Raw genomic sequence first — 12,682 nt, forward strand, 5'->3', positions numbered from 1 at the left:
AGAGAAGAAATCAAAATTTACTTTAACGATCATGGAAATATATTTGAAGAGAATTTACTCTCTCAAGCAGTTAATGTTTCGGGGAAAATCACTGAAATCTTAGAAAAAGGAAACATTGACCTATTAAAAAATGCCAGGAAATTAATCTTCTTCATCATTGATCAAAATGATAAAGATCTAATCGCTTTTGCTGAGGAGGAGGGAATTGCCTGGGCAGGACATTCTCTAACTCTGTCATTAAAATTAGAATGGGTTCAAGCAATCAGGAGAACTTTTTGGCAGATAATTGGTGACATTGATGAAGAAAAGAACCTGACTGATGGAAAAAAGGATTTTTATGAAATGGAAGAATTCATAAATGAACAACTAGACCAATTTCTTAATAGTTTCTTTCTCAGTTACTCAAAATATAAAGATCAAATGCTCCATAAGCAAAGAGAAATGGTTGAACATTTGTCTGTCCCAATTATTCCAGTAAGTGAGACTGTTTCTGTTCTGCCTCTAATTGGCACTATTGACTCCTTTAGGGTTAGAATCATTGAAGAGAAAGTGTTAAACGAAATAGCTAACACAAGGTTCCTAAACTTAGTGATCGACCTATCCGGTGTAGCCATGATGGATAAGGATGTTATCGACTACTTTCAAAAAATCCTGACTGGAGTGGCCATGATGGGTTGCAAAGCCATTCTGACCGGACTCCGACCGGACCTTGTAAGAAAAATGGTCCATGGAGGGATTCTTTTTGAAAAAGATACAGAAACAAGAGGGACTCTTAAAGAGACATTAAAAAATTATCTTTAATTATAGGATAAAGACTATTCGATGGGAGCCAAGGGACAGTTCTCTTGTCCCATTGTTGAATCAAGAAGCATTAAAGAGGATAGCGCAATGTCTATCCTCTTTCTTGTATACCTTTTTATATTTATGTACCGTCAAAAACATGTTGCAGCGATATTGATTTTTTCAACAGTAGTTGACGTATCACCTTGTTCTTTATTCTCCACTCGAACCTCCAAATATAGTCCCGTCAATGATTTTTCTAATCCGTAGGCATTTAACTTAAACATATCCCCTCCGTCTGATGCTTCTCCATCCCAAGTTAGTACATACACTTCCGAATCTGATAAATACTCTTCCATGTCTCTGACAAGCAAAGCGTTATACTCTCCAAATAATTTCATTTTACATACTGCAATAGCATCTTTAGTCTTAATTTCATCCGTATCAAAATCCTCACTTGTGATTGTATTAATTAGGTTATTAGCTAAAGTAAAATCATCTAAAGAATCTACTGTTTGTTCAATATCATCCACGTTCCACTCAATTATTTCCATTGTCCACTTCTCCTTTGTAAATAATTAACTAGCATGTCCAGAAGTTTAAAACGAAATAGAAAAGAAAACCGAAGTTATTTTTTCCTATCTTTTGATTCCTATACTAATGGTAACTTAAAGAAATCTGTAAGAAGCAAAGGGCATACCCTTTGCTTCTTACATGTCTCATCCCTACATATTCTTACTCTGCTGAAGCAGTTTGGATTTCCCCGAACGCTCCCATTCTTCTACTGTTTCGTATGCCTTTTCAGGAGTGCATCCCTTTCCTACCAGCACTCCCATTAGAATAAATTCTTGAAGAATATGTGTAGCGTTGATTCTTCTTTTAACGTCCTCTAATCCTTCCTGCACTAAATATTCCGTATGCTGTACCCATTGATCTGGAGTCCTGCCAAAAACAACCGTATTTCCATTGCCGTTCGTTCCGCCTTCACTGGCCATGGCATCGGCTTTTGTCACGTGGACGGTTCCGAATGGATGGTTAGGAGGCGCATAGATGGAGTATAGCTTTAACGGAGTATTACCGGTATTGGTCACATTATGCCATGTTCCGGCTGGAATCATGATGGCAGAATCGTCAACGACTGGACTTTGAAAGGTTAGGTTATCTTTGCTCTGGCCCATCTGAACAATCCCTTGGCCTTGTTCGATCCGTAAAAATTGATCAACAGCAGGATGCATTTCCAAACCGATATCACCGCCAACCTCGATGCTCATTAACGTGACCTGTAAATGTGTTGCTGTCCATAAAGCCGTACGGTACGTGTTGTTTTGTTTAGTCGCTTCATTGATATTGACCACATATGGATTCGGTCCATAATCCGCTAAAGGAATCATCCCATTCCCGTTAGGATAGCGGAAAGCATGAAAACCGTTGACTTGCTGCGATCCATAAGGATAAGCCCAATGACCAGACTGTCTTCCATCGTAATAATTCGGTCCATAATATTGATTAAAATAACCATTTGGAACATAGTACACTTTTTTCAATCCCTCCCGAGTTCATCAGAATATCCTATGCAATTGGTATGGGTAGAGACACAGTGACGGTTGTCGCGTCTTAACCAGACTCGACATTAAGTAAATGCTAATGCGCTTCCCCTTCGCACCCTTGTCGCAGCATCATTTAAAAGGTTTTTACAGGTATTTAGCGAATTCTTAATCTAATGGAAAGGAGATGGAAAAAGTTATGGTTAAAGAGAGTAAGGCTACGGAAGTGAAGCGCTACACGATCCAACAGTTTTATGGATCAGAATCGATTACAGGTAATTCGATTTCGTCTGATGGAAGCAAAGTTTTGTTTTCAGGAGATAAGACAGGGATTTATAACGCGTATTGTGTGTCGGTTGAAGACGGTGTGAGGACACAGCTGACGCATTCTGAGGAAAATGCAGTTCTTGTCGCAGGCTACTTTCCCGATGATGATCGCTTTTTATTTTTAAGCGATAAGGGTGGGAATGAAATCTTACATATTTATGTGAAGAATGAGAATGGCGAAGAGGTTGACCTCACTCCAGGGGAGCAGGAGCGTGCGCAATTTTACGGCTAGAGTCAGGACGGAAAAAGCTTTTTCTACGGGTCCAATAAGCGGAATCCTAGTTACATGGACGTCTATGAAATGGATATTGCCACTTTTGAACCTACTTGTATTTTTACGAATGATGAAGGATATGAATTTGGGTCAATCTCTCTGAATAAGCGGTTTATTTCCTTAGGAAAAGTGAACAATGCCAATGATTCCAATGTGTACATTTTTGACCGGCAAACGGAGAAGGTTTTGCATGCCACACCGCATGAAGGGGATATCCAGAACATCCCACAAGCATTCTGCAGGAATTCCGAGAACCTTTATTTCCTTGCTGATGAAAATGAGGAATTCGTATATCTGAAAAAGCATCATATTTCTACAGGTGTAACAGAGGATGTTGTGAAGGAAAATTGGGATATCATGTTCACACGCTTCTCCAAACAGAATACTTATATGGTTTATGGGGTTAATCAGGATGCAAGTACTGTCGTGAAGGTTCTTCATGTGGGCACTGGAGATTATCTGGACTTGCCACAACTTCCGGAAGGACAAATTTTGGACTTGAAATTTTCGGCGGATGAGAGTCTGATGACCTTCTTGTTTAACGGCCCGAATTCGCCCACGAATTTATATAGCTACGAGCTTGGGACATCTCAATTAAAACAGCTCACACATACCCTTAATCCCGAGGTTAGCCAAGATGACTTGGCGGACGCGGAAGTAATTCGCTACCCTTCCTTTGATGGATTGGAGATTCCGGCAATTTATTACCGGCCAAACGTGAAGGCAGGCGAAAAGGCTCCGGCACTTGTCTATGTCCACGGAGGTCCTGGCGGGCAGTCAAGAACTGATTACAATCCGCTGTTCCAATACCTGGCCAATAACGGCTATGCTGTTTTGGCAGTAAATAACCGCGGCAGTTCAGGATACGGCAAAACCTTCTTTAGCGCCGCCGACCTGAAGCATGGGGAAATTGACCTTGAGGATTGCATCCAGGCCAAAAACTTTCTGCGGGGACAGGCTGATATTGATGGAGAAAAGATCGGCATCATTGGCGGAAGCTACGGTGGCTATATGGTTCTTGCCGCGCTGGCTTTCAGACCTGATGAGTTCAATGTCGGGGTGGATATCTTTGGAGTCTCAAACTGGGAACGCACGCTGAAAAGCATTCCGGCCTGGTGGGAAAGTTTCCGTGATGCCCTTTACAAAAAAATCGGAAACCCATATACACAGACAGAATACATCCGGAGCATCTCTCCATTGTTCCATGCTGACAAAATCAAAAAGCCGATGATTGTTTTGCAGGGAGCGAATGACCCGCGTGTCCTGAAGGTCGAGTCCGACGAAATCGTGGCCGCATTAGAAAAGAACAATGTACCAGTGGAATATATCGTCTTCCCTGATGAAGGACACGGGTTTCTGAAAAAAGAAAACAGGATAAAAGGCTACCGGGCCGTACTTGACTTTTTGGAACAATATTTAAAATGATAATAAAAAAAATCGTCTGGAGTTTCTTCCAGGCGATTTTTTCGGCACAGGTTCACGAGACATGGGGAGACATGGGGACGGTTCCCATGTCTCGTTCTGCTTTTTCTTGACAACTTTGGGCTCTGCATCCTGAAAGCTGTCACAATAACCCCGTTTTCTTGACAACTTTGGGCTCTGCATCCTGAAAGCTGTCACAATAACCGCGTTTTCTTGACAGCTTTGGTCCTTGCAACCTGAAAGCTGTCACAATAACTGCTTTTTCTTGACAGCTTTGAGCTCTGCAACCTGAAAGCTGTCACAATAACTGCTCTTTCTTGACAGCTTTGGGCTCTGCATCCTGAAAGCTGTCACAATAACTGCTTTTTCTTGACAGCTTTGAGCTCTGCATCCTGAAAGCTGTCACAATAACCGCGTTTTCTTGACAGCTTTGGGCTCTGCAACCTGAAAGCTGTCACAATAACCGCTTTTTCTTGACAGCTTTGGGCTCTGCAACCTGAAAGCTGTCACAATAACCGCATTTTCTTTGGAAGCATAGGGACGTACCTTATGGTCCCAGAATGAATAAGTTGAAAAGAAACACTTTTATCGCACTGCCCGTAAAAAGAGAACGTGAAGATGTTTAGTGCTTCAGCAAGTTATCATTACCGGTGCTGAATATCCATATATATAGTCTAAAAGCAAACGGGAGTAGAAATCATTGGACAAACAAAATAGCAGGTTTCGGTGGGTTGTATTTTTTTCCGTATTGTTAACTTACTTATTAATGTCGAGCCAGCGTACAGCTCCGGGATTGATTACAGAGCAGGTGATGAAGGATTTTCATGTAACGGCGACAACGATCGGGTTACTGACGAGTATGCAATTCTTTGTTTATACTAGTTTACAAATTCCAATGGGGATTTTGGCTGATCGGTTTGGGCCTAATTTTTTTCTAATCATAGGGGCAATCGTTACTGGGTTAGGCACCATCATTTATAGTCTTGGGACACATGAGGTTGTCTTGTTTTTTGCCAGAATACTTACGGGAATTGGAGATGCGACTATTTGGGTCAATTTGGTTTTGATTTTAGGCCAATGGTTTAAAGTAAAGGAATTCGTTCGATTAATTGGTTTCGCGGGAATGACGGGAAGTCTTGGATTCCTCCTGGCGACTGTTCCTTTCTCCGCTTGGATTGATTTACTTGGTTGGAGGGCGGCATTTTTTTCAGCGGGCATAGCGTTATGTTTATCCGGAATTCTCCTTTATATTGTACTGGTAAAGGAACCAAGACAACTATTTCCTAATGAATCGGTAACTGTAAAAGATGAAGTTCAACATCAAAACATTTCGATGTTACTGAAAGGAATCGTTTTGAATCGGCAGGCATGGGCTTTATTCTTCTGTCATTTTGGTGTTGTTGGCGGCTATGTGGGATTTATTAGTTCATGGGCAGTGCCCTATGGGATGAATATGTATGATCTGACTCGATCAGATGCCAGTCAACTAATAATGGTTGGTCTTATAGGGGCACTCATAGGGGCCCCGCTAACCAGTTGGATTTCAAGTCGGCTTGGAACCATTAAGCGTCCTTATGTCATTGTTCATTTTATTATTTTAACAAGCTGGTCTGCTTTCCTTTTATTTAAAGGGAATCCTCCACTTTTCATGCTCATTTTGCTTTTCTTTATCATCGGCTTTGGATTTGGAGCAAGCGCCTTAACTTTTGCTGTCGTTCGTCAATCCTTTCCTATGAGGGAATCTGGCATTGTATCTGGATTTGCGAATACCGGTGGATTTCTAAGTGCTGTTTTACTGCCAGGATTTTTCGGAAAAGTATTGGATCATTTTCAGTCTGTTTCAGGCAGTATGACTGAAGGATATGTTTATGGCTTCATCATTCCAGTCATCTTTTCTCTAATTGGCTTGTTTGGAGTGAGTACTATTAAGGAAATGCGTCAGCCCGAATCGGTAGAAGCAGAATCTTCCCGTTTAAAATAAGGAGATGCATCCTTTTTTCGCCTAAATTTAAAGAACATGGCTACCCGGACTTGGGTAAATCCATAAATGGGCTGGATGTTTACTAGAGTGGACCGCTTGGTTGTTCCCCACACAACATCTATTCATATCCAATTTGTGGTATCCTGAGAAAGTGGCAAAGGGGGGAGTTACCATTAAGAGAATCACCTTAATAATAAGTCTATTAATATTTCTTTGCGTTTTATTTTTCCTCCTGGATAATTCCGTGAAAATTGTAGCAGTTACCGATTTTACTAGAGACCCTAATCTTCGTCTTGAAATAATAAAAATGCGCGAACAAAAAGAGGATGGCCTAGATTTGATTGACGTATATAAAGAGCTGCCTATGATTGATGTGCATAGTCACGACGTACATTTAGTAGATAGTAATGAGAAAAGAATACAGGATTACGGTTCTTATATGAATGTTTGGGATACTTATGGAATTGACCAGACCGTATTATTCGGAGATATATCAGAACCATCTGCTGTTCAATCCGATCGTTTAACTTGGAAGTATTATAAAAAATACACCGATTATATCATTCCTTCTTTTGCGGGAATCCCTCTAAATAAAGATGAAAACGGGGTTGAACTTGTAAAGGAAAAATTAGAGCAGGGTTACTTGAACATCGGGGAAATTTTGGCAGCTTCTACTTATTCGCCATTTGCGAATGTACAATGGAAGGCTAAACACCCATACGATGGTGTATTACCCGAAATTTATCATCTTGCTGGTGAATATAAAGTTCCTATTTTGCTGCATATCGATCCTCCAAATGGGGTACCTATCAATTCCCTTAAGACAGCGTTAAAGAACCATCCAAAAACAACCTTTATCTTCGCACACGGAAATGTATATAATTCTCCTGGAAATTTAAATTCACTTTTAAAACAATATGATAATCTCTATATTGATTTTTACGCAGGGTTTTCACGATATCATAAAGGCAGCGAACAAGACCTAGAAGATTTTGTACCGTTGATTGAAAAATATCCCGATCGCTTCTTATTAGGCTCAGATTCCGGGTACGATATTGGATTAGAAAATTCTTATAAAGCGATGTATGAATTAATTGATCTGTTATCTCCAGAAACAGCGGCTATGGTTGCATCAGAGAACTATAGAAAATTAATAGAAGAACAGCCGCCAACAGATTATCAGATTAAAGAAATTAAAAATTTAACCAAACAACTTAACATAAAAGATAAGCGTTATCGTCTAAATAAACGGCAAGCAAATGAACTCATTTTCTCCTTAGAAAAAAACAGGTAGGAACAATGCGACACAGGGACGGATCTCACATTTCATTCTAGAAGCATAGGGACGTACCTGATGCTCCCAAAATTAATCAGTCGAAAAGAAGCACTGGGTACGTCACCGTGCTTCGCGTGCTTCCAAACAAGGGCGGTTCCATACCCAGGAATCGCCCCATTTAATTTAAGAATAATTTTTATAATGTTTAATCAGATAATGCGCTGTACTTGAACAACTAAATGCCATTACTCCCAAATAAATACCGATAGGATAGTTTGGTATTAAGATAAGTAATGCAAAGATGCAAGTTGCGAAAAACGACCTTGCTGCTTTCTCCTTATAATTCAACTCTTTCCAAAGCTTCATGTGGGTTCCCCCTTTTATCATTATTACTCTCCTTGAATAAAAGGTGGTTTCTTGTAACTGCCGCTTGAAGTATTTCAAAGTTGCAAACAATATTCAAGGAGCACCTTTATGTTCCACTAACCTGCCCTTAACTTGGACAAGGGGCGGCTTTGTTTGGCAAACGCACCCGGTACTCTAACAATCTTGTATTTTTGCGTTGGGACATCTTTTTTTCAATTCAGTAATAAACTCTCTTTTCGCTTTTGGGGAAATTTTTATACTTCCGAAAACTGTTGTTTTATTGAAGATTTCGAGCGCATCTCTCGATGACAATATTCTATATCCTGTAAAAATATCAGTTGTAGGTGTTACCTTTGTTATATTTTCATAAAGAATTTTACTTCTAAATGGCCCGCCTTTTATGAGTAAAAAATCATTATAGAAAATATACTTAACTGAAAAAGCAGTCCATAAAATAAAACCTATCACAACAAGGAATGTTGAACTAAGAATTAGAACCACTGTTAATTGAGTGCCGCCTTCAATGAATAATGGAAAGAATGATGCTAAAGCAATAACGAGCACTGCAACCAAAATAAAGTTGATAAAAAATGTATCTACTTTTGAACGAAAAACCATGAAGTTATATCTCCTCCAATATAAATATTGTCTTTCAATTAAATACGTTTCAAAAAACTCATGGTTTCATATTGTTCCACTAAACTGCACCTTCGTCTTCGTTCAATAAAAAAATGTCACCGCTCATTGGTGACATTTTGCCCTAAGATATTCTCTTTTTAACGAGTACCAAAATCAACTCTGCAGCAAACCCTACTTCATAATAGCTAATACCGTCTCCTTAAAACTGTCATAAACATCTGACCAAAGAACTGGATCCTCTGTATACCTTTTTCTTAAAGAACCAAAGGCTTCTTTTTGTTTCTCCGCAAAGGAAGGATCCTCTTTTGGTGGCAATGCAGCCCGAACTTCATCGACGATTTGCTGAGCTTTGGGTGCCCGAGGTCCCCACTTTCCAAGTAGATTCCCTTGATTATCAAAGATTAAAACCATTGGAATGGCACGTCCACCGTTCGTTAAGTGACGATCAATCAAATCTGTATCTGCATCTCGTAAGGCGACGCGCATTTCAATATCTGCAGCCTCAGCTAATTTGCGGATAACAGGATTAATCATCATGGCATCTCCACACCAATCTTCGGTAATCGTTAGGAAATGAAGTTTATTTTGTTTTAACTCTTCAGCAAATCCATCTGCCGGGAGTTGAAATTGTTCATAAACAGCAAAACTTTCCTCTTTTAATGTGCCCATTTCATTCATATAAGTTTGAATTGATTTTCCCTCTTCAAAATACTGTTGTTCTGTTTTCATAAATGACTCCCTCATTTCTATGTAAAATCCTTCTGGTAATGTAACACAGGCTTGTGACGGCAATACTTACTTTAAACCTGACCGGATACCAATAAATGACTATGGGGATGTATAATCCCGTTATCAATCATGGGCATCATAATCTTTCCTTCATTCATTATTCATAAAGTTTTGTCTCTCTAAATACTTCAGCACCGTCTGTGAAAATTCCTGATGCGATTCCTTAGTATACTTTGCTTTGGTATAAATTTGAGCAAGATTCTTTAATCCCAATTCTTCCGTCATTTCTTTAAGTTTTGGGACGGCCATGTAGCGGTTCCATCCTTTTTCGTTTCGATCTTTGTAGCTTTCCAGTATATCTTCATCCGAATAATCACGATACTGATCGTAGTGAACAAGTCCATGCATTGGCAGCCGGTCACGCAGGGCAGGGTTTTCTGCTGGATATCCTAATGAAAAACCAACAACGGGTACGACATTTGGCGGTAAGTTAAGCAGCTCACCAATTTGATCACAATTCGCAAGTGTAGAGCCCATATAGCAAATGCCCAGTCCCTCATTTTCAGCTGCTAAAGCACAGTTTTGCGAGGCCAAGGTTGCATCAATGGCCCCGATCATGAAGCTCATGTAATTATCAAAATGGACAGGTGCATCGTTGAGTGCAAGCCATTTCCGCATTCTATTAAAATCAGCACAAAACGTTAAAAGAATAGGCGCATCAACAACCATCGATTGCTCCATATGAGCATTGTATAATTTTCCCTTAAGTTCCTTATCTTTCGTGACGATGATCGAATATGTTTGCATATTGCCGCTTGATGAGGCTCGAATACCCGCCTCTAAAATCCGGTCTAGTAGCTCTTGGCTAACTTCCCTATCTTCATATTCTCGAATGGATCGGTGCCCATGGATCACATTATTCAATTCCAAAACCATCACTCCTAAATTTCGGTTATAGACAATGGGACGGCTCTCGATTACACACTTATTCATCGGGACATAATTATATATCTATCATTATTTCGTCCTTTAAGCCCGCCAGCCGTTTCTTCCAATCTTCGATATGCTGCAGTCTCGTCTCCTCATCTGCACCTGCTGGGAACAGGAAAGGTTCTAAGACGGTCATTCCACAAAAGTAAAGCTTCTCGTGCTGAATATTGAACAAACGCTCTTCGATTTTGCCTTTTATTCCGGTTTCTCCATACTCCGACAGATCCTCTGCTCCATGAGTCAAAGATACGATGGCCATTTTCCCTTTCAAGTTCCCTTCTTCATAACGGCCTGGACCGTAGGCAAAGCTGTACGAGAAAACTCGATCAAACCACCCCTTCAATATTGCTGGGGCATCTGTCCACCACATCGGATATTGAAAAATGATTAAATCCGCCCAGGTTACTAATCTTTGCTCTTCGACAATGTCAGCTGCAAAGGTATTATTTATCAGTGCATGGTATTGTTCAGAAATATAATTGAAACGCTTTGGATTTTTAAGCACAAGGAAATCGTCTTTATCTGCAATTGCTTTAAATTTCTTTTCATAAAGGTCTGATACTTCTACCTTATGGCCATTCTGTTCCAGGATTCCAACCGTTATGTCTTTCAGTGCGCCGTTCAATGATTGTCCGTCCGGATGGGCAAATACGATGAGAACATTCATTTTCTAATCCCCTTACTTATTTACTTTTTGTTTCCCTCTAGGACGGTTTCGCTGTCTATAACACTGAAATCGTCTTCGCGTTTCGATTATGATTATTTTATTGAACTTCAACTAAATATTCTTTTAATCTCTCTTTTGTTTCAGATGAAAGGGGCGTAGATCTTCTAGTGTGGTCGTCCATTTGCACGATGACGGTTTCTGCCACTGCAGCAAGCTTTCCATTTTGATAGATTCCTTGAAATAATGAAAAAGAACTGTTGCCAACTCTTGTAATTGCGCTGCCGATTTCCACTGTTCCAGGCCACCTTATTTCGGAAAGTAAGTCCAGCTTTAGACTCGCTATGACGAACGAGGCGTTTTCAGCATGCAGCGGCTCATTTGCATATAGCAGCTCCGTTCTTCCCGTTTCCAGGAAGGTTGAAAACAGTGCGTTATTTACATGTCCTTGACGATCAGTGTCTGCATACCTGATCTTGTCATATGCCTTTAATGGAAAATCTTCATATTCCGGTCTCACCTGCATCACCAACATTCCTCCTGCCTCTATGCTTCTAGAGTCATTTTCTGCTAGATACATTCTTCAACACCTTGAGCAATAAATCCTTCTTCACATATCTTTACTACATATCTTGGAGTTAGGCTGCCTCTTTATTTTTAGCTGTTCAACAGCACTAAACCGTCATCATTAACACTTTCATGACAGGTTTGGGCTCTGCACCTTAAAACCTGTCATAATAACTGCTTTTTCTTGACAGCTTTCAGCTATGCACCTTGAAAGCTGTCACAATAACCACGTTTTCTTGACAGCTTTGGGCTCTGCACCCTGAAACCTGTCACAATAACCACGTTTTCTTGACAGCTTTGGGCTCTGCACCCTGAAAGCTGTCACAATAACTGCTTTTTCTTGACAACTTTGGTCTTCGCACCCTGAAACTTGTCATAATAACTGCTTTTTCTTGACAGCTTTGGGCTTCGCACCCTGAAAGCTGTCACAATAACCACGTTTTCTTGACAGCTTTGGTCTTCGCACCCTGAAACTTGTCATAATAACTGCTTTTTCTTGACAGCTTTGAGTTCCTGCACCCTGAAAGCTGTCACAATAACCACGTTTTCTTGACAACTTTGGGCTCCGCACCCTGAAAGCTGTCACAATAACTGCTTTTTCTTGACAGCTTTGAGCTATGCACCTTGAAAGCTGTCACAATAACCACGTTTTCTTGACAGCTTTGGGCTTTGCATCCTGAAAGCTGTCACAAGGAAACAAAATGGGAACGTTTTTGTGTCTCATTCGGATTGATGAAACAGAAACAGCGAAGCCCCCTGGGACTTCGCTGTTACTTTATATGAGACAGAGGATTAGTTCTTGAGACGCATTTTGGATAAATAAGCAGCTAGAAGTATCGCCTTCCTCACTTAATATGCAGCGATTTCTTAAGCTTCGATGTGAAATTTCATGAAGAAGATAGAAGCATAAGATACGTCCCCATGCTCCTTAGATACGTCCCCATTCTTCCCCTAAGCTTCAGCTGCGATTTCCCCGAGTTTCCTATACTCCCCGATGAAGACAAAAAAAGCACCTACAACCAGTATCGCCGTACCAAGAACAATGATGCTTTGGGTAGAATAGCTCTCCATTTCGCACCTCCAAAAATCATTCGCCCAATATCGTATTCTTTTTTCATTCAAT

13 protein-coding genes are annotated in these 12,682 nt (G+C 40.3%); 5 read left to right on the plus strand and 8 right to left on the minus strand.

Annotated elements, in window-relative coordinates; all coding sequences use genetic code 11:
* Window positions 1-801 (plus strand): STAS domain-containing protein (locus ACH0QE_RS17210; RefSeq protein ID WP_415801797.1); only part of this gene is annotated, 801 nt, incomplete at its 5' end.
* Between the two features lie 131 nt (window positions 802-932).
* Here ACH0QE_RS17210 and ACH0QE_RS17215 read toward each other — a convergent pair.
* Together ACH0QE_RS17215 and ACH0QE_RS17220 are read right to left on the minus strand one after the other, a co-directional pair.
* Window positions 933-1,334 (minus strand): hypothetical protein, encoded by a 402-nt coding sequence (locus ACH0QE_RS17215; protein WP_415801798.1) that lies wholly within the window; start codon window positions 1,332-1,334, stop codon window positions 933-935.
* Window positions 1,335-1,505: 171 nt separating this feature from the next.
* The gene (locus ACH0QE_RS17220; RefSeq protein ID WP_415801813.1) at window positions 1,506-2,315 is read right to left on the minus strand and encodes a cupin domain-containing protein; all 810 of its coding nucleotides are present in this window, start codon (window positions 2,313-2,315) and stop codon (window positions 1,506-1,508) included.
* Window positions 2,316-2,523: 208 nt separating this feature from the next.
* On the opposite strand from ACH0QE_RS17220, the gene ACH0QE_RS17225 reads away from it, so the two are divergent.
* The 4 genes from ACH0QE_RS17225 to ACH0QE_RS17240 all read left to right on the plus strand — a co-directional run bounded on the left by ACH0QE_RS17225 (window position 2,524) and on the right by ACH0QE_RS17240 (window position 7,622).
* The gene (locus ACH0QE_RS17225) at window positions 2,524-2,883 is read left to right on the plus strand and encodes a hypothetical protein (protein ID WP_415801799.1); all 360 of its coding nucleotides are present in this window, start codon (window positions 2,524-2,526) and stop codon (window positions 2,881-2,883) included.
* A gap of 54 nt (window positions 2,884-2,937) precedes the next feature.
* Window positions 2,938-4,350 carry an alpha/beta hydrolase family protein gene (locus ACH0QE_RS17230; protein ID WP_415801800.1) on the plus strand — a complete coding sequence of 471 codons (1,413 nt, stop codon included), beginning with the start codon at window positions 2,938-2,940 and terminating at the stop codon, window positions 4,348-4,350.
* Window positions 4,351-5,047: 697 nt separating this feature from the next.
* A complete protein-coding gene (locus ACH0QE_RS17235) occupies window positions 5,048-6,328 on the plus strand; it encodes an MFS transporter (RefSeq protein WP_415801801.1) in 1,281 nt (426 codons plus the stop codon).
* Between the two features lie 244 nt (window positions 6,329-6,572).
* Window positions 6,573-7,622 (plus strand): amidohydrolase family protein, encoded by a 1,050-nt coding sequence (locus ACH0QE_RS17240; RefSeq protein WP_415801803.1) that lies wholly within the window; start codon window positions 6,573-6,575, stop codon window positions 7,620-7,622.
* Between the two features lie 165 nt (window positions 7,623-7,787).
* On the opposite strand, the gene ACH0QE_RS17245 is transcribed toward ACH0QE_RS17240, so the two are convergent.
* From ACH0QE_RS17245 to ACH0QE_RS17270, 6 genes are all read right to left on the minus strand, one after another.
* The gene (locus tag ACH0QE_RS17245; RefSeq protein ID WP_415801805.1) at window positions 7,788-7,970 is read right to left on the minus strand and encodes a hypothetical protein; all 183 of its coding nucleotides are present in this window, start codon (window positions 7,968-7,970) and stop codon (window positions 7,788-7,790) included.
* A 174-nt stretch (window positions 7,971-8,144) separates the two neighbouring features.
* The gene (locus ACH0QE_RS17250) at window positions 8,145-8,588 is read right to left on the minus strand and encodes a PH domain-containing protein (protein ID WP_415801807.1); all 444 of its coding nucleotides are present in this window, start codon (window positions 8,586-8,588) and stop codon (window positions 8,145-8,147) included.
* A gap of 192 nt (window positions 8,589-8,780) precedes the next feature.
* Window positions 8,781-9,338, minus strand: a complete 558-nt coding sequence (locus tag ACH0QE_RS17255; RefSeq protein ID WP_415801808.1) for a thioredoxin family protein — start codon at window positions 9,336-9,338, stop codon at window positions 8,781-8,783.
* A 150-nt stretch (window positions 9,339-9,488) separates the two neighbouring features.
* Entirely contained in the window at window positions 9,489-10,268 is a 780-nt protein-coding gene (locus ACH0QE_RS17260; RefSeq protein WP_415801810.1) for a nitroreductase family protein, read from the minus strand.
* A gap of 73 nt (window positions 10,269-10,341) precedes the next feature.
* The gene (locus tag ACH0QE_RS17265) at window positions 10,342-10,995 is read right to left on the minus strand and encodes an NAD(P)H-dependent oxidoreductase (RefSeq protein ID WP_415801812.1); all 654 of its coding nucleotides are present in this window, start codon (window positions 10,993-10,995) and stop codon (window positions 10,342-10,344) included.
* 97 nt (window positions 10,996-11,092) lie between these two features.
* Window positions 11,093-11,518 (minus strand): acyl-CoA thioesterase, encoded by a 426-nt coding sequence (locus tag ACH0QE_RS17270; protein WP_415801814.1) that lies wholly within the window; start codon window positions 11,516-11,518, stop codon window positions 11,093-11,095.
* Window positions 11,519-12,682 lie beyond the last annotated feature (1,164 nt).

This window comes from Mesobacillus sp. (assembly GCF_047739415.1).
Lineage (GTDB): Bacteria > Bacillota > Bacilli > Bacillales > Cytobacillaceae > Mesobacillus.

Excerpts from the sequence above, each read along its gene's own strand:
- ACH0QE_RS17245 (WP_415801805.1), bottom strand. The coding sequence starts at position 7,970 with ATGAAGCTTTGGAAAGAGTTGAATTATAAGGAGAAAGCAGCAAGGTCG.
- ACH0QE_RS17255 (WP_415801808.1), bottom strand. The coding sequence starts at position 9,338 with ATGAAAACAGAACAACAGTATTTTGAAGAGGGAAAATCAATTCAAACT.
- ACH0QE_RS17225 (WP_415801799.1), top strand. The coding sequence starts at position 2,524 with ATGGTTAAAGAGAGTAAGGCTACGGAAGTGAAGCGCTACACGATCCAA.
- ACH0QE_RS17250 (WP_415801807.1), bottom strand. The coding sequence starts at position 8,588 with ATGGTTTTTCGTTCAAAAGTAGATACATTTTTTATCAACTTTATTTTG.
- ACH0QE_RS17265 (WP_415801812.1), bottom strand. The coding sequence starts at position 10,995 with ATGAATGTTCTCATCGTATTTGCCCATCCGGACGGACAATCATTGAAC.
- ACH0QE_RS17270 (WP_415801814.1), bottom strand. The coding sequence starts at position 11,518 with ATGCAGGTGAGACCGGAATATGAAGATTTTCCATTAAAGGCATATGAC.
- ACH0QE_RS17230 (WP_415801800.1), top strand. The coding sequence starts at position 2,938 with ATGGACGTCTATGAAATGGATATTGCCACTTTTGAACCTACTTGTATT.
- ACH0QE_RS17215 (WP_415801798.1), bottom strand. The coding sequence starts at position 1,334 with ATGGAAATAATTGAGTGGAACGTGGATGATATTGAACAAACAGTAGAT.